The organism is Enterobacter cloacae complex sp. IR5450 (assembly GCF_049238665.1).
Classification (GTDB): Bacteria; Pseudomonadota; Gammaproteobacteria; order Enterobacterales; family Enterobacteriaceae; genus Enterobacter; species Enterobacter hormaechei_C.
This window is the reverse complement of sequence record NZ_JBMKIC010000025.1, coordinates 1-24664: the sequence shown is the minus strand read 5'-3', so window position 1 is coordinate 24664 and position 24664 is coordinate 1. Positions and strand designations below refer to the sequence as shown.

19 protein-coding genes and 3 pseudogenes are annotated in these 24664 nt (G+C 57.0%); 17 read left to right on the top strand and 5 right to left on the bottom strand.

Translation table 11 applies throughout. The annotated features are described in order from the left end of the window. The first annotated feature begins 3 nt into the window (after positions 1-3). From ACOTYB_RS17460 to ACOTYB_RS17395, 14 genes and pseudogenes are all read left to right on the top strand, one after another. On the top strand, positions 4-765 hold the full coding sequence (locus tag ACOTYB_RS17460) for a fimbrial biogenesis chaperone (RefSeq protein ID WP_409248985.1): 762 nt from the start codon (positions 4-6) through the stop codon (positions 763-765). Next, a pseudogene (locus ACOTYB_RS17455) lies at positions 741-3125 on the top strand (fimbria/pilus outer membrane usher protein). The gene ACOTYB_RS17460 and the pseudogene ACOTYB_RS17455 overlap by 25 nt, the downstream one beginning before the upstream one ends. Beyond that, positions 3122-4084: pseudogene (locus ACOTYB_RS17450) on the top strand (spore coat U domain-containing protein). Before ACOTYB_RS17455 ends, ACOTYB_RS17450 begins: the two co-directional pseudogenes overlap by 4 nt. 85 nt (positions 4085-4169) lie before the next feature. Next, the gene (gene tar, locus ACOTYB_RS17445; RefSeq protein WP_022651451.1) at positions 4170-5837 is read left to right on the top strand and encodes a methyl-accepting chemotaxis protein II; all 1668 of its coding nucleotides are present in this window, start codon (positions 4170-4172) and stop codon (positions 5835-5837) included. Positions 5838-5881: 44 nt separating this feature from the next. After that, the gene (tap, locus tag ACOTYB_RS17440; protein WP_045340739.1) at positions 5882-7483 is read left to right on the top strand and encodes a methyl-accepting chemotaxis protein IV; all 1602 of its coding nucleotides are present in this window, start codon (positions 5882-5884) and stop codon (positions 7481-7483) included. Between the two features lie 19 nt (positions 7484-7502). Continuing rightward, entirely contained in the window at positions 7503-8369 is an 867-nt protein-coding gene (cheR, locus tag ACOTYB_RS17435; protein ID WP_017384409.1) for a protein-glutamate O-methyltransferase CheR, read from the top strand. Continuing rightward, positions 8366-9415: a protein-glutamate methylesterase/protein-glutamine glutaminase gene (locus ACOTYB_RS17430; protein WP_003859716.1), complete on the top strand. Its 1050-nt coding sequence runs from the start codon at positions 8366-8368 to the stop codon at positions 9413-9415. Before cheR ends, ACOTYB_RS17430 begins: the two co-directional genes overlap by 4 nt. Before the next feature lie 17 nt (positions 9416-9432). After that, complete coding sequence (gene cheY, locus ACOTYB_RS17425) at positions 9433-9822, top strand: chemotaxis response regulator CheY (protein ID WP_000763862.1); 390 nt, start codon at positions 9433-9435, stop codon at positions 9820-9822. A gap of 10 nt (positions 9823-9832) precedes the next feature. Continuing rightward, on the top strand, positions 9833-10477 hold the full coding sequence (cheZ, locus tag ACOTYB_RS17420; protein WP_271048756.1) for a protein phosphatase CheZ: 645 nt from the start codon (positions 9833-9835) through the stop codon (positions 10475-10477). A gap of 150 nt (positions 10478-10627) precedes the next feature. Then, positions 10628-11776, top strand: coding sequence for a flagellar biosynthesis protein FlhB (gene flhB / locus ACOTYB_RS17415; protein WP_003859720.1), 1149 nt, complete (start codon positions 10628-10630; stop codon positions 11774-11776). Further along, entirely contained in the window at positions 11769-13847 is a 2079-nt protein-coding gene (flhA, locus tag ACOTYB_RS17410) for a flagellar biosynthesis protein FlhA (RefSeq protein ID WP_003859723.1), read from the top strand. The genes flhB and flhA overlap by 8 nt, the downstream gene beginning before the upstream one ends. Next, positions 13847-14239, top strand: coding sequence for a flagellar protein FlhE (flhE, locus tag ACOTYB_RS17405; protein ID WP_003859725.1), 393 nt, complete (start codon positions 13847-13849; stop codon positions 14237-14239). Before flhA ends, flhE begins: the two co-directional genes overlap by 1 nt. 261 nt (positions 14240-14500) lie before the next feature. Beyond that, positions 14501-16084 (top strand): MFS transporter, encoded by a 1584-nt coding sequence (locus ACOTYB_RS17400; RefSeq protein ID WP_220153173.1) that lies wholly within the window; start codon positions 14501-14503, stop codon positions 16082-16084. A 4-nt stretch (positions 16085-16088) separates the two neighbouring features. Next, positions 16089-17228, top strand: coding sequence for a glycoside hydrolase family 88/105 protein (locus ACOTYB_RS17395; RefSeq protein WP_003859729.1), 1140 nt, complete (start codon positions 16089-16091; stop codon positions 17226-17228). A gap of 34 nt (positions 17229-17262) precedes the next feature. Here the strand turns inward: ACOTYB_RS17395 and argS are convergent, their stop codons facing one another. Continuing rightward, the gene (gene argS, locus ACOTYB_RS17390; protein ID WP_220153172.1) at positions 17263-18996 is read right to left on the bottom strand and encodes an arginine--tRNA ligase; all 1734 of its coding nucleotides are present in this window, start codon (positions 18994-18996) and stop codon (positions 17263-17265) included. Positions 18997-19235: 239 nt separating this feature from the next. Between argS and ACOTYB_RS17385 the strand changes: the two genes are divergently transcribed. Both ACOTYB_RS17385 and cutC read left to right on the top strand, forming a co-directional pair. After that, entirely contained in the window at positions 19236-19796 is a 561-nt protein-coding gene (locus ACOTYB_RS17385; protein ID WP_220153171.1) for a VOC family protein, read from the top strand. Positions 19797-19874: 78 nt separating this feature from the next. Next, positions 19875-20618: a copper homeostasis protein CutC gene (gene cutC, locus ACOTYB_RS17380; RefSeq protein ID WP_409248984.1), complete on the top strand. Its 744-nt coding sequence runs from the start codon at positions 19875-19877 to the stop codon at positions 20616-20618. Positions 20619-20878: 260 nt separating this feature from the next. Here the strand turns inward: cutC and cmoB are convergent, their stop codons facing one another. The 4 genes and pseudogenes from cmoB to ACOTYB_RS17360 all read right to left on the bottom strand — a co-directional run. Further along, the gene (cmoB, locus tag ACOTYB_RS17375; protein ID WP_022651447.1) at positions 20879-21850 is read right to left on the bottom strand and encodes a tRNA 5-methoxyuridine(34)/uridine 5-oxyacetic acid(34) synthase CmoB; all 972 of its coding nucleotides are present in this window, start codon (positions 21848-21850) and stop codon (positions 20879-20881) included. Next, complete coding sequence (cmoA, locus tag ACOTYB_RS17370) at positions 21847-22590, bottom strand: carboxy-S-adenosyl-L-methionine synthase CmoA (RefSeq protein WP_003859735.1); 744 nt, start codon at positions 22588-22590, stop codon at positions 21847-21849. Before cmoA ends, cmoB begins: the two co-directional genes overlap by 4 nt. 40 nt (positions 22591-22630) lie before the next feature. Further along, positions 22631-23026 carry an MAPEG family protein gene (locus ACOTYB_RS17365; protein ID WP_003859737.1) on the bottom strand — a complete coding sequence of 132 codons (396 nt, stop codon included), beginning with the start codon at positions 23024-23026 and terminating at the stop codon, positions 22631-22633. 51 nt (positions 23027-23077) lie between these two features. Next, positions 23078-23425: pseudogene (locus ACOTYB_RS17360) on the bottom strand (DUF72 domain-containing protein); the annotation flags it as partial. 51 nt (positions 23426-23476) lie between these two features. Here ACOTYB_RS17360 and ACOTYB_RS17355 point away from each other — a divergent pair. Further along, the gene (locus tag ACOTYB_RS17355) at positions 23477-24586 is read left to right on the top strand and encodes a recombinase family protein (RefSeq protein WP_421765851.1); all 1110 of its coding nucleotides are present in this window, start codon (positions 23477-23479) and stop codon (positions 24584-24586) included. Positions 24587-24664: the final 78 nt, after the last annotated feature.

The window sequence follows — 24664 nt, the reverse complement described above, 5'->3', positions numbered from 1 at the left end:
TCGATGAAGCCATTTTTCAGGCGATCATGCCTGGTGGGTCTGTTGGGGGCAACGGCTCTGGCAGCGGGCCAGGCGCAGGCAGCGGCAACCATTCTTTTGTGGCCCATCGATCCGTGGCTTTCGGCAGAGGCCAGAGCAACTGAATTGTGGATCCAGAATCAGGGCAACAGCGCCACGACAATGCAGATACGCATTGTGCGCTGGAAACAGGAGGGCGGATATGAGCGTTACACCGCCCAGCAGGATGTGGTCGCCAGCCCGCCGATCGTGACTATCGCTAAAGGCAGTAAACAGCTTATTCGCCTGATCAAGCAGGGGACGATCCCGTCGGGGGTTGAGCAGGCCTACCGCATTATTGTGGATGAAATTCCCCAGCCGGATGCCAAAGCGGAACCGTCCATGGGCCTCAAACTGCAAATGCGCTATTCGATTCCTTTATTTGTTTATGGGCAGGGGATCCCCACCCTCAACGAAGGGGCACACCACGCGCTGGCGAACACCCAACAGCTGAGCTGGCGGGTCGTTCAGGAGGGGGGGAAACCCGCGCTTCAGGTCCGTAATCAGGGGGATGTTCACGTCCGGCTCAGCCAGGTTGCGGTTGAGCAGGGCGGGCAAAAACGCACGGTTGCCGAGGGGCTGCTGGGTTATGTGCTGCCAGGCAGCACCCGAAGCTGGCCGCTTCCGGCAGGGATTTATCAGCCGAACCGGATGAGCGCGCAAATTAATGCCAGGGATACGCAATGGCAATCGACGCCCGTCAACTGAAACCGGCGATGATGATCCTGCTTTGCGTCAGTACCAGCGCCTTTGCCGAAACCGGTGACGACAGTTTACCGCCGCCGCCGGATGCACGGACGATGAACGGCGAAGCAGTATTCCAGCTCGCCCTGGTGCTGAACCACTATGACACGGGTCTGGTGGTGCCGGTGACGCAGCGCGAGGGTGCCTGGTTTATTTCGGGCGCGGATTTGCTCCGCGCCGGGCTGCCGCCCGCGCATGTGCCTGCCGGAGAGGTGAATCTCTCGACGCTTACGTCGGTACGCGCAGAGTACGACAGCACGGCCCAGCGTCTGTTGCTGACGGTCCCCCGGGACTGGGTCGCCGCGCGGATCACGCCGTTCAGCGAACAGAACACGCATAGCAAGCCGCACTATGGCCGCGGCGCGTTGCTCAATTACGACGTTTATACCAACCATTCCGAGCACACGGGCGGCCAGGCGTCGGTCTGGCACGAGTTCCGCTATTTCAATGAGGATTATTCGTTTTCATCGACGGGTTACGCCCGGCAGAATTTCACCGGTAACAGCGGGCAGCAGGAAGGGTACGTGCGCTACGACTCAACGTTTCTGATCACCAACGAGGAAGACGCCACCACCTGGACCGTCGGGGACGTCATCAGCGATGCGCTGAGCTGGAGCACCAGCGTGCGCATGGGCGGGATCAGCTACGGGCGCGACTTCTCCCTGCGTCCTGATCTGGTGACCTGGCCGCTGCCGGCGTTTTCCGGCGAGGCGGCTGTCCCGACCTCGGTCGATCTCTTTATTAATGGCTACCGTTCCGGCTCCACCCGCCTTCAGCCGGGGCCGTTTACCCTCACCAATCTGCCGTATATCAACGGTGCCGGGGATGCGGTGCTGGTTACCACTGATGCGCTGGGTCGTCAGGTGAGTACCACGCTGCCGTTTTATGTCAGCAGCGATCTGCTTAAGCAGGGGTTAAGCGACGGCGCCGTGACGCTGGGTAGCCTGCGGCGTAACTACGGTATTGAGAATTTTGACTATGGCCCGGCGGCGGGCAGCGGATCGTATCGCTACGGGGTGACCGACTGGCTGACGCTGGAGGGGCATGCGGAAGGGGCGGAGTCGCTGGCGCTCGGCGGAGCGGGCACGGTGCTGAAGCTCGGGCGTTTTGGCGTGGTAAATACCTCGTGGACCCAAAGCCGCATGCGCGGCGATAGCGGCGGCCAGATAAACTGGGGCTATCAGTACAACACCAGCGAGTTTAGCGTAGCGACCCAGCATACCCGGCGCGACCGTGGCTTCGGCAACCTCGCCCTGTACGATCAGCCCACCGTTTATGATGAAAATGATAACCCCGTTGCCAGCCTGAGCCGCAATACCGACCAGTATTCCTTAACCTTTAACCTCGGCGGTTACGGCAATATCGGCGCGGCGTGGATCGGGGTTGAAAGTTTTGACAGCAAAAAAACTGAGCTGCTCAACCTCTCCTAGAGCCGTAATTTGTGGGGCTCAAGCAGTATTTATCTGGCTGCCAGCCGTGACCAGCAGCGGGGCGACTGGACGGTTGCGCTGTCGTTGCAGGTTCCCCTCGGCGAACGTGACAGCGCCGCCGTCACCTTTGAAAACACCCCTGACGCAGGCAGCACTCAACGCATTAACTACAACCACTCGATGCCTTCAGACGGCGGCTTTAGCTGGAACATGGCCTGGGCCAACCAGTCGCGGTCGAGTAATTATCAGCAGGCTACGCTCGGCTGGCGGAATAACAATGTGGAGCTACAGGGCGGCGGCTACGGTGAGAAGGGCATGATGACCTGGTGGGGCGAGGCGATGGGTTCTGTTGTGCTGATGGACGGTGAGCTGTTTGCGGCGAACAAAATCAACGATGCGTTTGTGGTGATCAGCACCGATGGACATCCGGATGTTCCCGTCAGCTACGAAAACCAGCCGGTCGGAAAAACCAATAACAAAGGCTATCTGCTGGTGAGCGGCGTTTCCGCCTATTACCCGGCAAGCTACCGCATTGATACCCTGAACTTACCTGCGGATACCCGGCTTAAAGAGACCGAGCGTCGGGTGGCGATTCGTCGGCATAACGGTTATCTGGTGGATTTCCCGATGGAGCAGGAGCGGGTTGCCAGCGTCATTCTGCACGATGCGCAGGGCAATGCGATCCCGGTGGGAAGCCAGGTCAGACGCGCATCCCGCAGCAGCGCGGTTGTCGGCTATGACGGCCTCGCCTGGCTGGAAAACCTCAACGATGTGAATCCGCTTGAGGTCATCACCCCGGAGGGTAAACGCTGTACGGCAACGCTGACCGTTGGCGCAAACCCTGAGCATAAGCTGCAAACCTACGGTCCGCTGACCTGTCGGGAGGCGCCGTGAGACGCCTGTTAATCGCGCTTCTGCTGCTGTGCTCCGGCGGCAGCTGGGCGGCCTGTACCGTCAGTACGGTGAATGCCTCGTTTGGCAGCGTCACCTCGTTCGCTCTCAGCGGCACCGGGGAAGTGGAAACGACGGGCACGCTGGTGGTGACCTGCGATACCGTTCTCAACCTGTTAACCAACGACTCGGTGACGCTGAATTACACTTCGGCATCCGTCTTTGCGAATAGCCGGGCGACCATGAAGCGTACGGACAACGCGGCTATTACCGATGTCATTCCTACGCGCCTGTGCGGGGCGTCCGGCTGCGGCGGAAACAGTGAAATACAAATCAGCAAAGCCTATACCTGGAGCGGAAACACGCTGCTCGGGCTGCTGGGTTCAAGGCGCTAGAACATTCCCCTTTATTTCCGGACCGTAATGGGGCAGAACGTCACCGCCGGGCCGTATCAGGTGTTGTTAACGTTCAGCATTAACTACAACGTGTGCGCCGTTGGCGCGGTCGGAGCGTGCCTGACCCCGCAAACCGGCACGGCAACCACCTCGATCCTCCTCAACATGACCGTCACCAACGATTGCAGCACCATGACCACGCCGGACGTGAATTTTAACAGCGCGCCGCTGGTGCAAAATTTTCCCACCGTTTCACAGTCGGTTGCCGTCACCTGTACCAAAGGCAGCACCTACACCATAGGCATTAATAATGGGGCAAATGCCCTGAACAACGTGCGTCGTATGGTCAGCGGCAGCAACTTCATGAGTTACGACATCTACAAAGAGGCGACCAGCAACCGCTGGGGTAGCAGCGGCAGCGAGCGCTGGGCCAGCGCCAGCTCATCGCAGGTCAGTACGGACGGGCTTTTACGTACCTACAACTACACCGCCAAAGTTCTGACCAGCCAGGCCACGCCGCCTGCCGGAACCTACACCGACACGCTGATTGTCGACGTCGCATTCTGACTCCCGCGCTTTTCCCTTTCGCAAATGTAAAGTTCCTGTGGCCTGTGCCGATAACACCGTTAATAAATCTATGAGAAGGTGTTGTATGTTGAACCGTATCCGCGTTGTCACAATGCTTATGATGGTGCTGGTCATTTTCGCACTTCTTCAGCTTACTTCTGGCGGCCTCTTTTTCTCGTCGTTAAAACAGAACCAGGACAGCTTCGCGGCCTCGAACGATTTGCGAATGCAGCAAAGCGAACTGACCACGACCTGGGATCTGATGTTGCAGACGCGTATCAACCTGAGCCGCTCGTCTGCCCGCATGATGATGGACCCAAATAACCAGCAGAGCAGCGCAAAAACGGAACTGCTGAAGAATGCGCGCGCCACGCTGGCAGACGCGGCGAAACATTACGACGCCTTCAAAAAAATCGCCCCTCAGCCGGCAATGGCGCAGGCGAGCGCGAACATAGATGAAAAATATCAGGCCTACTTCGCCGGCCTCACGGAGCTGGTGCAGTTCCTGGAGAAGGGCAATATGGACGCCTATTTCGCGCAGCCGACCCAGGGAATGCAGAACGCCCTCGGCGCGGCGCTCGGCGAGTACGCTAAAGCCAGCGGCGAGCTTTATCACTCCGCGTTCACGCAAAGCCAGAACGACTACCGTTTCGCTAAATGGCAGATGGCGGTTCTCGCCCTCGCGCTGGTCATCGTACTGGTGGCCGTGTGGTACGGCATTCGTCATATCCTTCTTAACCCGCTTGGCCGCGTCATTGCCCATATCCGTGATATAGGCCGGGGCGATCTCACGAAAACGCTGTCCGTTTCTGGCCGCAATGAGATCACCGAGCTGGCAACCAGCGTCGACCATATGCAGCGTTCGCTGATTGATACCGTCGCCAACGTGCGCGAGGGGGCGGATGCCATCTATACCGGCACGAGTGAAATCGCGATGGGCAACAACGATCTTTCGTCCCGTACCGAACAGCAGGCGTCCGCTCTGGAAGAGACGGCGGCCAGCATGGAGCAGCTCACCGCGACCGTGAAGCAGAATGCCGACAACGCCCGTCAGGCGTCGCAGCTTGCAGAAAGCGCGTCCGATACCGCCCAGCGCGGGGGTCGGGTGGTCGACGGCGTGGTGAAAACCATGCATGACATTGCCGACAGCTCGAAGAAAATCGCCGACATCATCAGCGTTATCGACGGCATCGCCTTCCAGACCAACATCCTGGCGCTGAACGCGGCCGTTGAAGCGGCGCGTGCGGGCGAGCAGGGCCGCGGGTTTGCCGTAGTCGCCGGCGAAGTGCGTAACCTCGCCAGCCGCAGCGCCAATGCGGCGAAAGAGATCAAAGCTCTGATTGAAGACTCTGTTTCACGCGTGGATACCGGCTCGGTGCTGGTGGAAAGTGCGGGTGAAACCATGAATGACATCGTGAATGCCGTGACGCGCGTGACGGACATCATGGGTGAAATCGCCTCTGCATCGGATGAGCAGAGTCGTGGTATTGACCAGGTCGCCCTGGCGGTATCGGAAATGGATCGTGTGACGCAGCAAAACGCCGCCCTGGTGCAGGAGTCCGCTGCCGCGGCCGCTGCGCTGGAGGACCAGGCGAGCCGCCTGAAAATGGCCGTCTCGGCGTTCCGTCTTACTTCAAAAACAACAAATACGGTCAGCTCGCGGTCGGTGTACGGCGAAGCAGCCCCGGCGCCCGTGACAGCACGTACGCGCGCAGCGGTGACCGGACAAGATGAAAACTGGGAAACATTTTGACTGACAATTAAACCGCGGCTGCTTGCCGCTTGATGGGAGCGTGGATGTTAAATCGTATTCGTATCTCGACCACACTGTTTTTGATTCTGATCCTGTGTGGGGTTTTGCAGGTTGGCAGTAACGGGTTGTCTTTCTGGGCGTTTCGCGATGGCTATCAGAATTTGCAGGAAGTTGAGACGAGTAATCAGCAGCGCTCCGCACTGGCACAAACGCGTGCCGTGCTGTTGCAGGCAAGCACTGCGCTGAACAAAGCAGGGACGTTAACCGCGCTGAGCTATCCGCCGGAGGATATTAAGGCGCTGATGGTTGTGGCCCGCAGCAGCCTGAAGCAGGCCGACGCGCAGTTCAAGGCCTTTACGGCGCAGGAGGCGGTCAGTGAGAAAGAGAAAGCGCTCAAAGTCGCCATGAAAAAGACCTTTGATGTGTGGTACGGCGATCTCGACCATCAGGCGACGTGGCTGGAGAACAACCAGCTTTCTGACTTCCTGACCGCGCCGGTGCAGGCGTCTCAGGCGGCGTTTGACGACAGCTTTAACGCATGGCAGCAGGATATTAACCAGTTTGTGGCGCGTGCCGGTGCGGACAGCCGTACCAGTTACCGCATGTCAGGGATGATATTCCTGACCATGGTAATCCTGGCGGCCCTGCTGACCGGCGGCTCGCTGTGGTGGTCGCGCAAAATGATCGTCCAGCCGCTGGCCATCGTCAGCAGTCACTTCGACAGTATTGCGAAGGGCGACCTGGCGCGTCCGGTGGCCGTGTATGGCAGGAATGAAATATCAGCGATTTTCGCCAGCCTGAAGGCGATGCAGAGTTCGCTGCGGGAAACGGTAAGCAACGTTCGCCAGGGCAGTTACGCCATGCATACCGGGATCTCCGAGATTGCGGCAGGCAATAACGACCTCTCTTCCCGCACTGAACAGCAGGCGGCATCGCTGGCGCAGACGGCGGCCAGCATGGAGCAGCTGACCGCGACGGTAAGCCAGAACGCCGATAACGCGCGTCAGGCGTCCGACTTGTCAAAACAGGCAGCGATGACGGCGAAACGTGGGGGCGATCAGGCTTCTCACGTTGCCAGCACGATGCAGGAGATTGCCGCCAGCTCGCAGAAAATTGGCGACATTATCAGCGTTATCGACGGTATCGCGTTCCAGACCAATATTCTGGCGCTGAACGCGGCGGTGGAAGCGGCGCGTGCCGGCGAGCAGGGGCGCGGGTTCGCGGTGGTTGCCGGTGAAGTCCGAAACCTCGCCAGCCGCAGCGCCAATGCGGCGAAAGAGATCAAAGGGCTGATAGAAGAGTCGGTCTCCCGCGTTCAGCAGGGCTCCGCGCTGGTGGATACCGCCGCGCAGACCATGCACGAGATAGTCACCTCCGTGACGCGGGTTAACGACATTATGGGCGAGATTGCCTCGGCGTCTGATGAACAACGCCGTGGTATTGAGCAGGTGGCGCAGGCCGTTACACAGATGGATCAGGTTACACAGCAGAACGCCTCACTGGTGGAAGAGGCGGCGGCTGCGACCGATCAGCTGGCAAACCAGGCGGATCACCTTACCGGGTTAGTCGCCGTATTTAATGTGAAAGAGCACGTTGAAGCAGTAACAGAAGTCGGACGGTCACAGGCCGTGCCCGTTGTATCCTGAATGTGATTGAGAAGGCGCTATGACATCACCCATGCCCTCAGGGCAAACGTCATTATTGTTGCAGATGACACAGCGCCTCGCGCTGTCCGACGCGCATTTTCGTCGGATATGTCAGTTAATCTACCAGCGTGCGGGGATCGTGCTTGCGGACCATAAGCGAGACATGGTCTACAACCGGCTGGTGCGGCGCTTGCGCACGCTGGGGCTGGACGATTTTGGCCGCTATCTGAGCATGCTCGAAGCGAACCAGAACAGCGCCGAATGGCAGGCATTTATCAACTCATTAACCACCAACCTGACCGCGTTTTTCCGCGAGGCGCATCACTTCCCGGTGCTGGCGGAACACGCCCGTCGCCGTAGCGGAGAGTATCGCGTCTGGAGCGCGGCGGCCTCTACCGGGGAAGAGCCGTACTCGCTGGCCATCACCCTGGCGGACACCCTGGGCATGGCGCCGGGTCGCTGGAAAGTGTACGCCAGCGACATCGACACGGAAGTGCTGGAAAAAGCCCGTAACGGCGTTTATCGCCAGGATGAGCTGAAAACGCTGTCTCCCCAGCAGCTACAGCGTTACTTCATGCGCGGTACCGGCCCGCATGAAGGACTGGTGCGCGTACGCCAGGAGCTGGCGAACTGCGTGGAATTTGCCCCCGTTAATTTACTGGATAAGCAGTACAACGTGCCGGGGCCATTCGACGCCATTTTTTGCCGTAACGTGATGATCTATTTTGATAAAACGACGCAACAGGACATTTTGCGTCGCTTTGTTCCGTTGCTCAAGCCTGACGGTTTACTGTTTGCCGGGCACTCGGAAAACTTCAGCAACCTCGTGCGTGAGTTTAGCCTGCGTGGGCAAACGGTATATGCGCTGAGTAAGGAAAAAGCATGAGTAAAATCAGGGTATTGTCTGTCGATGATTCGGCGCTGATGCGTCAGATCATGACCGAAATCATCAATAGCCACAGCGATATGGAGATGGTGGCGACAGCGCCCGATCCGCTGGTCGCGCGGGATTTAATCAAAAAATATAACCCCGACGTGCTGACGCTGGATGTTGAAATGCCGCGCATGGATGGCATCGATTTCCTGGAAAAATTAATGCGCCTGCGCCCGATGCCGGTGGTGATGGTGTCATCTCTGACCGGTAAGGGTTCAGAAATCACCCTGCGCGCGCTGGAGCTGGGGGCGGTGGATTTTGTCACCAAGCCGCAGCTCGGCATTCGCGAGGGGATGCTGGCGTACAGCGAGATGATCGCCGAGAAGATCCGCACCGCGTCCCGGGCGAAGCTTGCCGCGCATAAACCGACGGCAGCCCCGGCAACCCTGAAGGCGGGGCCGTTACTCAGCTCGGAAAAGTTGCTGGTGATTGGCGCGTCAACCGGAGGAACAGAGGCAATTCGCCATGTACTCCAGCCATTGCCGCTCTCAAGCCCGGGTATTCTGATTACGCAACATATGCCGCCGGGCTTTACCCGCTCGTTCGCGGAGCGCCTGAATAAGCTGTGCCAGATCAGCGTGAAAGAGGCGGAAGACGGCGAGCGCGTGCTGCCGGGTCACGCCTATATCGCCCCGGGTGACAAGCACATGGAGCTGGCGCGCAGCGGGGCGAACTATCAAATCAAAATTCATGACGGGCCGCCGGTTAACCGGCACCGTCCGTCGGTGGATGTGCTGTTTCATTCGGTGGCGAAACATGCGGGGCGCAACGCCGTTGGGGTGATCCTGACGGGGATGGGTAACGACGGCGCCGCCGGAATGCTTGCGATGCACCAGGCTGGCGCCTGGACGATTGCGCAGAATGAAGCAAGTTGTGTGGTGTTCGGCATGCCGCGCGAGGCCATTAATATGGGTGGCGTAAGCGAAGTGGTCGATCTTAGCCAGGTAAGCCAGCAGATGCTGGCGAAAATCAGTGCCGGACAGGCAATACGTATTTGACTCAGGAGTATTATTTTATGGCGGATAAAGAGCTTAAGTTTTTGGTTGTGGATGACTTTTCCACCATGCGTCGCATTGTGCGCAACCTGCTGAAAGAGCTGGGCTTCAACAATGTTGAAGAAGCAGAAGACGGGGTGGATGCGCTGAACAAGCTCCAGGCTGGCGGGTTTGGTTTTGTGATTTCCGACTGGAACATGCCGAACATGGACGGTCTCGAACTGCTGAAAACCATCCGCGCGGATGCAGGCATGGCCTCTCTGCCGGTGCTGATGGTGACCGCAGAAGCGAAGAAAGAGAACATTATTGCCGCTGCACAGGCGGGCGCAAGCGGCTACGTGGTGAAGCCATTCACCGCGGCGACTCTGGAAGAGAAGCTCGGGAAGATCTTCGAGAAACTCGGCATGTGAGGTGATGGATATGTTGCAACCTGCTATGAAACCCGTTGAAGAACATTCGCCGAGCGACATTATTGCCCGCATTGGTAGCCTGACCCGCATGCTGCGCGACAGCCTGCGTGAGCTGGGGCTGGACCAGGCGATCGCCGAAGCGGCGGAAGCCATCCCTGACGCGCGCGACCGTCTGGACTACGTCGTGCAGATGACCGCGCAGGCGGCCGAGCGTGCGTTGAACAGCGTTGAAGCCTCGCAGCCGCACCAGGATGCCATGGAGAAGGGTGCGAAAGCGCTGAGCAAACGTTGGGATGAGTGGTTTGAGAACCCTATTGAGCTGGCGGATGCCCGCGAACTGGTAACGGATACCCGTCAGTACCTGGGTGACGTGCCGGGCCACACCAGCTTCACTAACGTCCAGCTGCTGGACATCATGATGGCGCAGGATTTCCAGGACCTTACCGGCCAGGTGATCAAGCGCATGATGGATGTGATTCAGGAGATTGAACGTCAGCTGCTGATGGTGCTGCTGGAGAACATTCCGGAACCGGCTGCCCGTCCGAAACGCGAGAACGAAAGCCTGCTCAATGGTCCACAGCTTGACACCAGCAAAGCGGGCGTGGTGGCAAGCCAGGATCAGGTGGACGATCTGCTGGATAGCCTTGGTTTCTGATTGCCCGTTCTGCCTCAGGTCGTTAACGCGGCCTGAGGCAGCTCAGAACAAAAACAGCGAAAAGAGCCCGAATAAACGGGCTTTTCCCGCCATTGGATTTTCTCTGCGCTGGCATGATACCCGTGAATTAATGGGCTGCGAGCAGGCACAGTGGCAGAAGAGAACGACGACAAAACAGAAGCCCCCACACCCCACCGACTTGAAAAAGCCCGTGAGGATGGGCAGATCCCCCGATCCCGAGAGCTGACATCCCTGCTGATCCTGGTGGTGGGCGTCTGCATAATCTGGTGGGGCGGGGAGATGCTCGCCCGCAGACTGGCGGGAATGCTCTCTGCTGGCTTACGTTTTGATCACAGCATGGTCAATGACCCCAATCTGATCCTCATTCAAATCATCAACCTTGTGAAAAGCGCGATGATCGCCTTGCTGCCGCTGATCGCGGGCGTGGTCATCGTGGCCCTTGTTTCGCCGGTCATGCTCGGTGGCCTGGTGTTCAGCGGTAAATCGCTGCAACCGAAATTCTCCAAGCTCAACCCGCTACCCGGTATTGCGAAAATGTTCTCCGCGCAAACCGGGGCTGAGCTTCTTAAAGCGATCCTGAAATCGCTTCTTATGGGCAGTACAGCCGGGTTTTTTCTGTGGCACCACTGGCCGGAGATGATGCGCCTGATCAGCGAGTCCCCGATGACGGCGATGAAAAATGCCCTGAACCTGGTCGGGTTATGCTCGCTGCTGGTGGTACTCAGCATTATTCCGATGGTGGCGTTCGACGTTATCTTCCAGATCTATTCCCATATCAAAAAGCTGCGAATGTCGCGTCAGGACATCCGCGATGAATATAAACAGATGGAAGGCGACCCCCACGTTAAGGGCCGTATCCGGCAGATGCAGCGTGCCGCCGCGCGTCGGCGCATGATGGAAGATGTGCCGAAAGCCGACGTCATCGTCACCAACCCGACCCACTACTCCGTGGCGCTTCAGTACGACGAAAACAAAATGAGCGCGCCGAAAGTGGTGGCGAAAGGGGCCGGGCTGATTGCGCTGCGCATTCGTGAAATCGCGACGGAAAACCGCGTACCGATCTTGGAAGCACCGCCGCTGGCCCGTGCGCTGTATCGCCACGCGGAAATTGGACAACAGATCCCGGGCCAGCTCTACGCCGCTGTCGCAGAGGTGCTGGCCTGGGTGTGGCAACTGAAACGCTGGCGTTTAGCCGGCGGTCAACGACCTGTAAAACCTGAGAACCTTCCGGTGCCTGAAGCACTGGATTTTTTGAACGAGAAGGACACTGATGGCTAATCTGGTGGCAATGTTGCGCCTGCCCGGCAACCTGAAATCGACGCAATGGCAGATCCTTGCCGGACCGATTCTGATCCTGCTAATTCTGTCGATGATGGTGCTGCCGTTACCGGCATTTATTCTCGACCTGCTTTTCACCTTCAACATTGCGTTGTCCATCATGGTGTTGCTGGTGGCGATGTTCACCCAGCGCACGCTGGAGTTCGCCGCGTTTCCAACGATCCTGCTGTTCACCACGCTGCTGCGTCTGGCGCTGAACGTTGCCTCCACGCGTATCATCCTGATGGAAGGGCACACCGGTGCGGCGGCGGCGGGCAAGGTGGTCGAAGCCTTCGGTCACTTCCTGGTGGGCGGCAACTTCGCCATCGGTATCGTGGTGTTCGTCATTCTGGTGATTATCAACTTCATGGTTATCACTAAAGGTGCGGGGCGTATCGCAGAAGTAGGCGCGCGCTTCGTGCTCGACGGGATGCCGGGTAAGCAGATGGCCATCGACGCCGACCTGAATGCCGGGCTGATCGCGGAAGATGAAGCGAAAAAACGCCGTGCCGAAGTGACCCAGGAGGCAGATTTCTACGGCTCCATGGACGGTGCGAGTAAGTTTGTGCGCGGTGACGCCATCGCGGGCATTCTGATCATGGTGATTAACGTCGTCGGCGGCCTGCTCGTCGGCGTGCTGCAACACGGCATGGACATGGGCCACGCAGCGGAAAGCTATACGCTGCTGACCATTGGTGATGGTCTGGTGGCGCAGATCCCGGCGCTGGTGATCTCCACCGCGGCGGGTGTGATTGTGACCCGCGTCAGCACCGATCAGGATGTAGGCGAGCAGATGGTGGGGCAGTTGTTCAGCAACCCGCGCGTTATGCTGCTCTCCGCGGCGGTACTGGGCCTGCTCGGTATGGTGCCTGGCATGCCAAACCTGGTATTCCTGCTGTTTACTGCCGCGCTGCTGGGCCTTGCCTGGTGGATGCGTGGCCGTGAAACGCAGCCTAAGGCAGAGCCAGCGCCGGTCAAAATGCCTGAGAACACCCAGGCGGTGGAGGCCACCTGGAACGACGTTCAGCTCGAAGATTCGCTGGGGATGGAAGTGGGGTACCGCCTGATCCCGATGGTGGATTTCCAGCAGGATGGTGAACTGCTTGGCCGTATCCGCAGCATTCGTAAAAAATTCGCCCAGGATATGGGCTTCCTGCCGCCGGTGGTCCACATCCGGGACAACATGGATCTCCCGCCCGCGCGCTATCGCATCCTGATGAAAGGGGTAGAAATCGGCAGCGGTGATGCGTACCCCGGCCGCTGGCTGGCAATTAACCCGGGCACGGCCGCAGGCACGTTGCCGGGTGAGCAGACGACCGACCCGGCCTTTGGTCTGGCGGCAATCTGGATTGAGAGCGCTCTGAAAGAGCAGGCGCAGATCCAGGGTTACACGGTTGTTGAGGCCAGTACCGTGGTGGCGACGCACCTCAACCATCTGATTGGCCAGTTCTCTGCGGAACTGTTTGGTCGTCAGGAGGCGCAGCAGCTGCTCGACCGCGTAACGCAGGAGATGCCGAAGCTGACCGAAGATTTAGTGCCGGGCGTGCTGACCTTAACCACCCTGCATAAAGTGCTGCAAAACCTGCTCGACGAGAAGGTGCCCATTCGCGATATGCGTACCATCCTTGAGACGCTGGCCGAACATGCGCCGCTGCAAAGCGATCCGCACGAACTGACGGCGGTGGTACGCGTGGCGCTCGGACGCGCCATTACCCAGCAATGGTTCCCGGGAACCGGCGAAGTGCAGGTCATTGGCCTGGATACGCCGCTGGAACGGCTGCTGCTTCAGGCGTTGCAGGGCGGTGGCGGGCTGGAGCCGGGTCTGGCGGACAGATTACTGGCGCAAACCCAGGAGGCGCTGGCGCGTCAGGAGATGCTGGGCGCGCCGCCGGTGCTGCTGGTGAATCATGCGCTGCGTCCGCTGCTGTCGCGCTTCCTGCGCCGGAGCCTGAACCAGCTGGTGGTGCTGTCGAATATGGAGCTGTCCGATAACCGCAATATTCGCATGACGGCGACCATAGGAGGGAAATAATGCGGAAGTGGCTGTGGATCTTACTTTTCCCGCTGGCGGCGCAGGCCGCAGGCGAGGGGGCATGGCAGGCCAGCAGTATAGGCTTAACGCTCAACCATCGCGGGGAGTCGATCTCCTCCCGTCCGTTGTCCGCCTCTGAGCCCGTGTCCGGGCAGATGACGCTGGTGGCCTGGAATTACACCCTGACGGGACCCACACCAGCCGGGTTGCGGGTGCGGCTGTGCTCGCTGACCCGCTGCGCGGAAATCGAGGGACAAAGTGGCACCACCCAGGCCTTCAACGGGGTGTCTGCTCAGGAGCCTTTACGCTTTATCTGGGAAGTGCCAGGCGGTGGACGTCTGATCCCGGCGCTGAAAGTTCAGCGCAACGAGGTGCTCGTCAACTACCGCTAACTGCCTGCCTTTTCACCAGTCTTCAGGCATTTCTGAAGGCTGGCTCGCAAAATTGACCTTCCCTTTTGATACAAAAGAAACGCTGTTTTATAAATCAGTGACACGCGTATTGACACTCTTTGCATTTTTGCCATTCACCCCTTTGTGATGGCAGAAACAGAAAGGTATCAACAGGTCGATACTTTTACTGTAGCCGTGTAAAAACTCCCGGACGAGGTTTGCTTACAGGGAGTCTCCCAAAACTGATTAGGGTTGACGGCAATGAAAACACGTAAAATTGGACTCGCAAATTATCTTGCTTACGGGTCAGGGGACTTCCTCGGGGCGGGAACCACCGCCCTGACGGCCGCCTGGCTTTTGTATTTTTATACCACCTTCTGTGGACTCACACCGATTGAAGCAACCTTTATCTTCGCCGCCGCAAGGGTGCTGGATGCGGTTGTCAGCCCGTTAATGGGCTTTTTAACCGATAACTTTGGCACCACCTGGCTGGGCAAGCGTTTTGGCCGTCGTAAGTTCTTCATCCTGCTCGGTATTCCCTGCGTTTTCAGCTACTCGCTGATGTGGGTAGGGGACATGAGTTTCTGGTACTACCTGCTGACCTATCTGATCTTTGATATCGTCTACACCATGATCCTGGTGCCATACGAAACGCTGGTGCCGGAGATGACGGACGATTTCAAACAGAAAACCAAATTCTCCGGGGCGCGTATCTCTATGGCGCAGATGTCCGCTATTCTGGCTTCCTTCCTCCCGGGGATCCTGCTCACGCATTTCGGCAAAGACAACGCGATCTCCTTCTTCTATGCAAGCCTGGTCTTCTCCGTACTCTGCGCACTGATGCTTACGTTCGTCTGGTTCTTTACCTGGGAGCGCCCGCGGAAAGAGTGGTCTGAAGCGGCCCTGCGTGCCGAAGAAGAGAAGAAAAAGCTGACCCTTGGGCAGAGCCTGAATCGCCTTTTTGTTGAATTAAGTTCGACGCTGCGTATCAAGATTTTCCGCCAGCATCTGGGGATGTACCTTGGCGGCTACATCGCACAGGACGTCTTTAATGCCGTGTTTACCTATTACGTGGTATTTGTGCTGATGCAGGAGGCGTCAATGGCTTCCAACCTGCTGGGCACGATGGCCATCTTCCAGTTCCTCGCCGTGATCGGCATGATCCCGCTGTGCATTCGCTTCGGGCCTGCGCCGTCTTACCGCATGGTGGTCGTGCTGTTTGGCCTGGCCTCGCTCTCTTACGCGGTGCTTTATTACGCGGGCCTGAGCGACGTTTACGCTCTGCTGCTGCTGATCTCTGCGGTTGCCGGTCTTGGTCGCGGGGGGATCAACTACGTACCGTGGAATACCTACACCTACATTGCTGACGTGGACGAAGTGATCACCGGTCAGCGTCGCGAAGGGATCTTCGCGGGCATCATGACGCTGACCCGTAAAGCGTCCCAGGCCGGTGCGGTAATGCTGGTGGGGATCGTGATGCAGATGTCTGGCTTTGTCAGCGGTCAAAAAGTGCAGCCTGCGGAAGTGAGCCACACCATTCTGATGATCCTGAGCGTTGGCACCATTCTGGTACTGTTCTGCGGCTTCCTGGTCTCCCTGCGCTTCAAACTCAATTTGCAGACCCACAGCACCCTGCGTGAAGAGACCGCGAAAATGCGCGAGTCCGGCCATGCGATGCCGGAGGCGGCGACCCCGCAGGCCCGCGCCACCGTGGAGATGCTGGCCGGTATGCCGTATGAATCCCTGTGGGGCAACAACAATATCGGTTATCTGAATCGCAATAAGCCGGCGGCCCCTTCGCTGAAGGATCGCGCGGTACTGAATTCGACATACAACAGAGGTTAAGATGATGAAAGTTTGGCCTGTCAAACATAGCCCGTTACTGCGTCAGCCTGAGCGCTTTATCGCCAGGGATGAGCTGAAATCGCTGATTCAAAAGGTGACGCATAACCTGGTCAATATCCACGACAAAACGGGTGAGTTTTTGCTGCGGCTGGACGACGGGCGCGTGATCGACACCAAAGGCTGGGCCGGATGGGAATGGACCCACGGCGTCGGTTTATACGGTATCTGGCAGTATTACTGCCAGACCGGTGACGAAGGTATGCGCGAGATTATCGACAGCTGGTTTACTGACCGTTTCGCTGAAGGCGCAACCACCAAAAACGTGAATACCATGTCGCCGTTCCTGACGCTGGCGTATCGCTACGAAGAGACCAAAAACCCGGCCTGGCTGCCGTGGCTGGAAAGCTGGGCGGAATGGGCGATGAATGAGATGCCGCGCACCGAACATGGTGGCATGCAGCACATCACCCTGGCGGAAGAGAACCATCAGCAAATGTGGGATGACACGCTGATGATGACGGTGCTGCCGCTGGCGAAAATCGGCAAGCTGCTGAACAAGCCGGAGTACGTCGAGGAGGCGATCTATCAGTTCCTGCTCCACGTACAGAACCTGATGGATCGGGAGACGGGGCTGTGGTTCCACGGCTGGAATTACGACGGCAATCACAACTTTGCCCGGGCCCGCTGGGCGCGCGGCAACAGCTGGCTGACCATCGTGATCCCGGATTTCCTCGAGCTGGTGGATCTGCCGGAAAACAACGCCGTTCGTCGCTATCTGGTGCAGGTACTGAACGCGCAGATCGCCGCACTGGCAAAATGTCAGGACGAGAGTGGCTTGTGGCATACGCTGCTGGACGATCCTGAATCTTATCTGGAGGCGTCGGCCACGGCAGGGTTTGCCTACGGCATTCTGAAAGCCGTGCGCAAGCGTTATGTCGGCGCAGAGTACGCAGAGGTGGCGGAGAAAGCGATTCGCGGTATCGTGAAAAACATCTCGCCGGAAGGGGAGCTGCTGCAAACCTCGTTCGGGACCGGGATGGGAAGCGATCTTGAGTTTTATCGCCAGATACCGCTCACGTCGATGCCGTACGGGCAGGCGATGGCGATACTGTGCCTGACGGAGTATTTGCGGAAGTATTTCTGATAATAAAAAACCCGGCGCTTGCCGGGTTTATTTTTTACATACGCTCTACGGTTTCGATACCCAGAGTATCCAGACCGAGCTTCAGGGTCTTCGCCGTCAGCTGCGCGAGCTTCAGGCGGCTGTGGCGCACCGCTTCGTTCTCGGCAGAGAGGATAGGGCAGTGTTCGTAGAAGCCAGAGAACAGACCGGCCAGATCGTACAGGTAAGCACACATAACGTGCGGCGTACCGTCACGCGCGACCACGGAGAGCGTCTCTTCGAACTGAAGCAGGCGGGCAGCCAGCTGTGCTTCACGGTCTTCGGTAATAGACACCGTAGCATTCGCCAGCACGCTTTCGTCGATATTGGCTTTACGGAAGACGGAGAGTACCCGGGTATAAGCGTACTGCATGTATGGCGCCGTGTTGCCTTCAAACGCCAGCATGTTGTCCCAGTCGAAGATATAGTCGGTGGTACGGTTCTTGGAGAGATCCGCGTATTTCACCGCGCCAATTCCCACCGCGTTAGCAAGTTTCTCCAGCTCGTCAGCAGGCATGTCCGGGTTCTTCTCGGCCACCAGGCGACGCGCGCGTTCCAGCGCTTCATCCAGCAGATCGGAAAGCTTCACGGTGCCGCCCGCACGGGTTTTGAACGGCTTACCGTCTTTACCCAGCATCATGCCGAACATGTGATGTTCCAGCGGCACGGAATCCGGCACATAACCCGCTTTACGCACGATAGTCCACGCCTGCATCAGATGCTGATGCTGACGGGAGTCGATGTAATACAGCACGCGGTCCGCATGCAGGGTTTCGTAACGGTATTTCGCACAGGCGATGTCGGTGGTGGTGTAAAGATAGCCGCCATCCTTTTTCTGGACGATCACGCCCATCGGTTCGCCTTCCTTGTTTTTATACTCATCAAGGAACACCACCGTTGCGCCTTCGCTTTCCACCGCCAGATTTTTAGCTTTCAGGTCCGCCACAATGCCTGGCAGCATCGGGTTATACAGGCTTTCACCCATCACGTCGTCACGGGTCAGGGTCACGTTCAGACGATTATAGGTAAGCTGGTTCTGGGACATGGTAATGTCCACCAGCTTGCGCCACATATCGAGGAAGTACGGGTCGCCACCTTGAAGTTTCACCACGTAGCTGCGCGCGCGCTCGGCGAAGGCTTCGTCTTCGTCATAGTGCTTTTTGGCTTCACGGTAGAAACCTTCCAGGTCTGCCAGCGCCATTTCGCCTGCGTTTTCCTGCTGCTGTTTTTCCAGATACGCGATCAGCATGCCGAACTGCGTGCCCCAGTCGCCTACGTGGTTAGCGCGGATCACCTTGTGACCAAGGAACTCCAGGGTACGCACTGCCGCGTCACCGATGATGGTGGAGCGCAGGTGACCGACGTGCATCTCTTTCGCCACGTTTGGCGCGGAGTAGTCAACCACCACGGTCTGCGCTTCTGGCTGAGCCACGCCCAGACGGTCAGATTTCAGCGCCGCGTCAACGTGGCTTGCCAGGAATGCAGGCTCAAGGAAAATGTTGATAAAGCCCGGACCGGCGATTTCGGTTTTGCTGGCGATGCCGGTGAGATCCAGATGCGTCAGTACCTGCTCAGCGAGCTGTCGCGGCGGAATGCCCAGTTTTTTAGCCACTGCCATCACGCCATTAGCCTGATAGTCGCCAAACTGTACTTTCGCTGACTGACGAACCTGTGGTTCGCAATCCGCAGGCGCACCTGCGGCAATCAGTGCCTGACTGACTTTTTCTGAGAGAAGAGCCTGAATATTCACCTGGATACCTTACGTTTTTGATGCGGGTAAAAAAACACCCACGCCAGTTTAAGAATTTAGGGCGGGAGTATACTGCAAATGCCTTCGGGCGTCAGCCCTGCGGGGGGCGAAGATCGCTCAGAATCCAGGCGAAGACGGTATGCATAATCATGCAGTCGAAAAAACCGTGATTCTGCGGTTGGTCGACAGAGGGCAACAGAGTAAATTAGCGGCTTTGCGACACGAAACGAGACTGACCTATGGCGAACTGGCACACCATTGACGAACTGCATGATAATTCCGCAGATTTACCGCGCTTCACCCAGGCGTTCACAGAACTTGCCACCCGTCTCGGGCTGGATATCGCGCCGCTTGAGGCCGATCACATCTCTTTGCGCTGCCACCAGAATGCCACCGCCGAACGCTGGCGGCGTGGCTTTGAACAGTGCGGAGAACTGCTGTCGGAGAATATCATTAACGGTCGCCCGATCTGCCTGTTCAAACTTCATGCGCCGGTAACGGTGGCGCACTGGCAATTCACCGTTGTGGAACTGCCCTGGCCAGGAGAGAAGCGTTATCCGCACGAAGGCTGGGAGCATATCGAAATTGTTCTGCCTGGGGAGCCCGAGACGCTGAACGCCCGTGCGCTGGCGCTGCTTTCCGACGAGGGGTTAAGCCAGCCGGGTATTTTCGTCAAAACCAGCTCGCCAAAAGGGGAGCGCGAACGCTCACCGAACCCTACGCTTGCCGTAACGGACGGCAACGTGACGGTGAAATTCCATCCCTGGACTATCGAGCAGATCATCGCCAGCGAAGCGTAAGCATTGTGAGCGTCGATCCAGACACCAATCGGGCAACGTGCCACGATGGTACGTTGAGTGAAATTTAAGGAGGATGACATGGCGCTGCTGGAAATTTGTTGTTACAGCGTGGAGTGTGCCGTCACTGCGCAACGGCACGGGGCCGATCGCATCGAGCTTTGCGCGGCACCGAAAGAAGGAGGATTAACCCCGTCCTTTGGCGTGCTGAAATCAGCCCGTCAGGCCATCACTATTCCGGTGCACCCGATTATTCGCCCGCGCGGCGGTGATTTTTGTTATACGGCGGGTGAGTTCAGTGCCATGCTTGAGGATATCGCCCTCGTCCGTGATTTAGGTTTTCCGGGGCTGGTGATCGGTGTACTGGACGAAGACGGCAACATCGATCTTCCGCGTATGAGTCAGTTCATGCGCGCCGCCCGGGGGATGGCGGTCACTTTTCATCGTGCGTTCGATATGTGTCAGGATCCGATACAAGCCTTTGATACGCTGGCAGAACTGGGCGTGGCGCGCGTTCTGACGTCGGGCCAGCAGTCCTCGGCTGAAAAAGGACTGAAATTAATTACGGAACTAAAAGCACATTCCGGTGTTCCAATAATCATGGCGGGCGCAGGAGTACGCGCCAGCAATCTGGAACTGTTTTTAAACGCAGAGGTGGAAGAGCTGCACAGCTCAGCGGGTAAATGGATACCTTCACCCATGCGTTATCGCAATACAGGGTTGTCAATGTCGACGGATGCTGAAGCGGATGAGTACTCGCGCTACGGTGTGGATGGAGAGTCGGTTGCGGTAATGAAATCGTTGATTGAACGTCATCACGTGTAGCAACGTACCGATTTTTACCGCGCATCATGTCGCCCAATATGATGCTTGCTTGTACCAGGCCCCTGCAAATTACACAGGGGCCTTTTTTTCTCCTTCATATTTCAAGCCGCAGCCGCGTTGGCCGCCTCGCTCACCCCGGTCACTTACTGATGTAAGCTCCCGGGGATTCGCTGCGTTGCCGCCTTGCTGCAACTTGAACTATTTTGGAGAAAACGTGCGACGCGTAGGCCGGGTAAGGCGCAGCCGCCACCCGGCACAAACTACGGCTTCGTCGCAATCAATACCGCACGCATCGGGGCCGGATAGCCTTCGATGGTTTTACTGTGATCGTCCGGGTCGAGGAATTGCTCCAGCGATTCGGTGATCATCCAGTCGGTGCGACGCTGTTCTTCAATCGACGTCACGCACACATCGGCGATGCGTACATCGACAAACCCACATTTCTCCAGCCAGTTCTTCAGCGCCAGCGCGGAAGGGATGAAGTAAACGTTGCGCATCTGCGCATAGCGATCGCCCGGCACCAGAACGGCATGTTCATCGCCTTCGATAACCAACGTTTCGAGCACCAGTTCGCCGCCGCTGACCAGCTGATCTTTCAATTGCCAGAGATGCTCCAGCGGGGAACGACGGTGGTACAGCACGCCCATCGAGAAAACGGTATCAAAGGCTTTCAGGGCCGGGAGTTGCTCGATACCCAGCGGCAACAGGTGCGCACGCTGGTCGTTACCCAACAGCTTACGCACCGCTTCAAACTGGCACAGGAACAGCTGCATCGGATCGATACCGATGACCAGATGCGCGCCTGCGCCGATCATGCGCCACATGTGATAGCCGCTACCGCAGCCCACGTCCAGAATGGTGCGCCCGGTCAGGTCGGATAAATGCGGCAGAACGCGATCCCACTTCCAGTCGGAGCGCCACTCGGTGTTGATGTTTACGCCGTAAAGTGAAAACGGCCCTTTGCGCCACGGCATCAGGTTGCGCATCAGCGTTTCGATGCGGTTGATCTGCCCGGCCGGGAGCGGCTCTTCGCTCTCCGCCGTCACGCTGTGCAGTAAATCCAGACGATGAGGCGTCAGTTCAGGCAGAAACTCCACGGCGTTGGACCACTGCTTCAACAGACCATGCTGCTGATCGCGCTGCCAGGTGGCAATTTGCGCAGGCAGGGTTTCCAGCCAGTGGGAAAGATGGTTTTTGGCAATCAGCTGATAGAAATTACCGAACTCGATCATGCTGCGTCTCCGGCTTTCAGCGCCACCAGAGAACCAAAGTTAAAGCACTGGAACCACAGTTCGCTGTGTTCAAATCCGGCTTTGCGCAGGCGCGCTTTGTGGGTTTCTACGGAATCCGTCAGCATGACGTTTTCAAGCATGCTGCGCTTCTGGCTGATCTCCAGCTCGCTGTAGCCATTTGCACGCTTGAAATCATGGTGCATGTTGAACAGCAGTTCGCCCACGCTGGCATCTTCAAAGCTGAATTTCTCAGATAACACCAGCGCGCCGCCCGGGTTCAGGCCTTGATAAATTTTATCCAGCAACCGCTGACGATCGTCCGGCACCAGGAACTGAAGGGTAAAGTTCAGGACCACCATCGAGGCGTTCTGGATGTCGATATCGCGGATATCGCCTTCTACCACCTCCACAGGCGTAGGGGCTTTATACGCGTCAATGTGGCGACGGCAGCGTTCGACCATGGCCGGTGAGTTATCGACAGCCACAATCTTGCAGCCTTCGTGATGAACGTTACGACGAATGGACAGCGTTGCCGCTCCCAGCGAACAGCCCAGGTCATAGACCTGCGTGCCGGGTTGAACAAAACGCTCCGCCAGCATGCCGATCATGGAGATAATATTGGAATAACCGGGAACAGAGCGCTGGATCATATCCGGGAAGACTTCGGCTACCCGTTCATCAAAGGTCCAGTCGCCCAGGCTGGCGATAGGCGCGGAAAAAAGCGTGTCGCGATCTGACATAACGTAAAAATCCGGGAAAAATAAAGGGGCATATTGTGCGCTAATGGAAGGAGAAAACCAACTCCCACGGCATATACCAAAGGTTAGCCAGCACCATCAGCAAAAGCGAGCACCAGGTCGCGCTCATGCCGGAACGACGCCAGCGGATCAGGCGATGGTGAAAACCATAATAATGCATCAAACGCCCTGCTATCAGCAGCAGCCCGCAGACGTGCACCATCCAGGTTTCAGCGCCATCCATCTCCATTAACAGCAGTAAAATTAACGCGACGGGAATGTACTCGACCGCGTTGCCGTGGATCCGGATTGCGCTTTGCAGCTCAGAAAAGCCCCCGTCACCGTACGAGACGCGGTACTGCATTCTCAGGCGCACAACATCAAATGAAAACTTAATCAGCAGTAATGCACCTAACACCGCATACAGCGCGCTGACCATACTAACTCCCTGTTTTTGGCAGATGGCACGTCTCTATGATAGGGGGTGATTTCAGAAAAGAGAAGATTGTTGTGGGATGGACGGCGCGGGGCCAACCGACGGAACCGCCTGCTGCAAGGCCTGCCAGAGAGCATCGACCAGTTCAGGCGCCTGTGCGATATCCGGCGTATGTAAAAAAAGGTACGGCGTGGTGGTGTGCTCCCATTTCGCCAGCGTTTGCAGCCAGACGGCGAACATCTCCTCATTTTGCTGCATGTTATCGCTGCCGATAAACCGGACCATCGGGTTCTGCGCCGTTACGATCGCATGGACGGGCACTTTCGGTTTTTTGCGCTGGGCATCAACAACGGCTTCGCTGTGCGGGATTGCGCTGTGCACGGGGCGGCTGTCGAGGATTACACCTTTCTTATGATACACTTCTTCAATCCTTCATAACTCATCATAAACCCCATGCCAAAAGCAATCTCATACATACGATTTTCTACAAAAATTCAATCAGTTGGTGATTCTACTAAGCGTCAAAGCAAGTACATTAACGATTGGTTAAAACGAAATCCCGATTACTATTTAGACGAATCATTACGCTTTCAGGATTTAGGTATAAGCGGCTTCTCTGGTGCTAATGCTAAGTCAGGGGCTTTTGGTGAATTTCTAGCCGCTGTGGAATCTGGCTACATTGAAGCCGGTTCAGTGCTACTCGTAGAGTCCTTGGATAGGGTTTCACGACAGGACATCGATACAGCAGGAGAGCAGCTTAGAAAGATTCTCAGGTCTGGCGTTGAAGTGGTGACACTTGTCGATAACGAGTGGTACACCAAAGAAAGCCTGAAAGATTCACTATCCATGATTAAAGCAATGCTGGTGATGGAAAGAGCACATGAAGAGTCAGCGATGAAATCCACTCGTTTAAGGTCTATGTGGGCTGCTAAGAGGGAACGGGCTGCTAAAGGTGAAATCATGTCTAAGCGTTGTGCAGCATGGTTAAAGGTCTCTGAAGACCGTTCACACTTTGAATTCATCCCTGAGAATGTGAAAGCTGTTCAACGTGTCTTTCAGCTACGGTTAGAGGGCTTGTCTCATATCAAGATAGCTAAACAGATGAATGATGAAGGTTTCTATACCCTTAACCAGCATAAATCCGTGAAGGGGGGCTGGTCTCAATCATCGGTCACAGAATTACTTTCCAACCGCTCAGTGATTGGTTTCAAAGTCCCTTCAAAATCAATGGCTGTAAAGGGTGTTTCAGAGATACCAAACTATTACCCCTCAATAATCACCGATGAACAATTCTACGCTGTACAGCAGCTTAAACAGGGTTCAGGGCGTAAACCTTCCTCTGACTTACCCTTATTAACAAATCTCTTCAAGGGCGTTCTCAGGTGCTCTGAGTGCGGGTTTATTGTCGTTGTTGCGGGTGTCTCTGCTAAGAGGTCTGGTATATACAAATGCTCGATGAAGAGTGAAGGGCGCTGTAATAGCGTAGGGTTCAGCAGATTGCAGACTGACCGCGCATTGGTTCAGGGGCTGCTTTACAATACTAACCGTCTTTCCCTAAATTGAATCGCCACGGATAATTTAGACACTTCCGAGCCGTTGATAATACTGGTTTTCATATTCTGTCGGTGACATCTGATCGCT

What these genes read in the sequence shown, in the direction of transcription:
- ACOTYB_RS17365 (WP_003859737.1), bottom strand. Translation starts at nt 23,026, where the DNA reads ATGGTCAGCGCGCTGTATGCGGTGTTAGGTGCATTACTGCTGATTAAG.
- tap (WP_045340739.1), top strand. Translation starts at nt 5,882, where the DNA reads ATGTTAAATCGTATTCGTATCTCGACCACACTGTTTTTGATTCTGATC.
- cheY (WP_000763862.1), top strand. Translation starts at nt 9,433, where the DNA reads ATGGCGGATAAAGAGCTTAAGTTTTTGGTTGTGGATGACTTTTCCACC.
- cmoB (WP_022651447.1), bottom strand. Translation starts at nt 21,850, where the DNA reads ATGATCGAGTTCGGTAATTTCTATCAGCTGATTGCCAAAAACCATCTT.
- cheZ (WP_271048756.1), top strand. Translation starts at nt 9,833, where the DNA reads ATGTTGCAACCTGCTATGAAACCCGTTGAAGAACATTCGCCGAGCGAC.
- ACOTYB_RS17395 (WP_003859729.1), top strand. Translation starts at nt 16,089, where the DNA reads ATGAAAGTTTGGCCTGTCAAACATAGCCCGTTACTGCGTCAGCCTGAG.
- tar (WP_022651451.1), top strand. Translation starts at nt 4,170, where the DNA reads ATGTTGAACCGTATCCGCGTTGTCACAATGCTTATGATGGTGCTGGTC.
- ACOTYB_RS17460 (WP_409248985.1), top strand. Translation starts at nt 4, where the DNA reads ATGAAGCCATTTTTCAGGCGATCATGCCTGGTGGGTCTGTTGGGGGCA.
- cheR (WP_017384409.1), top strand. Translation starts at nt 7,503, where the DNA reads ATGACATCACCCATGCCCTCAGGGCAAACGTCATTATTGTTGCAGATG.
- cutC (WP_409248984.1), top strand. Translation starts at nt 19,875, where the DNA reads ATGGCGCTGCTGGAAATTTGTTGTTACAGCGTGGAGTGTGCCGTCACT.
- ACOTYB_RS17400 (WP_220153173.1), top strand. Translation starts at nt 14,501, where the DNA reads ATGAAAACACGTAAAATTGGACTCGCAAATTATCTTGCTTACGGGTCA.
- ACOTYB_RS17385 (WP_220153171.1), top strand. Translation starts at nt 19,236, where the DNA reads ATGGCGAACTGGCACACCATTGACGAACTGCATGATAATTCCGCAGAT.
- cmoA (WP_003859735.1), bottom strand. Translation starts at nt 22,590, where the DNA reads ATGTCAGATCGCGACACGCTTTTTTCCGCGCCTATCGCCAGCCTGGGC.
- flhE (WP_003859725.1), top strand. Translation starts at nt 13,847, where the DNA reads ATGCGGAAGTGGCTGTGGATCTTACTTTTCCCGCTGGCGGCGCAGGCC.
- ACOTYB_RS17355 (WP_421765851.1), top strand. Translation starts at nt 23,477, where the DNA reads ATGCCAAAAGCAATCTCATACATACGATTTTCTACAAAAATTCAATCA.
- flhA (WP_003859723.1), top strand. Translation starts at nt 11,769, where the DNA reads ATGGCTAATCTGGTGGCAATGTTGCGCCTGCCCGGCAACCTGAAATCG.
- ACOTYB_RS17430 (WP_003859716.1), top strand. Translation starts at nt 8,366, where the DNA reads ATGAGTAAAATCAGGGTATTGTCTGTCGATGATTCGGCGCTGATGCGT.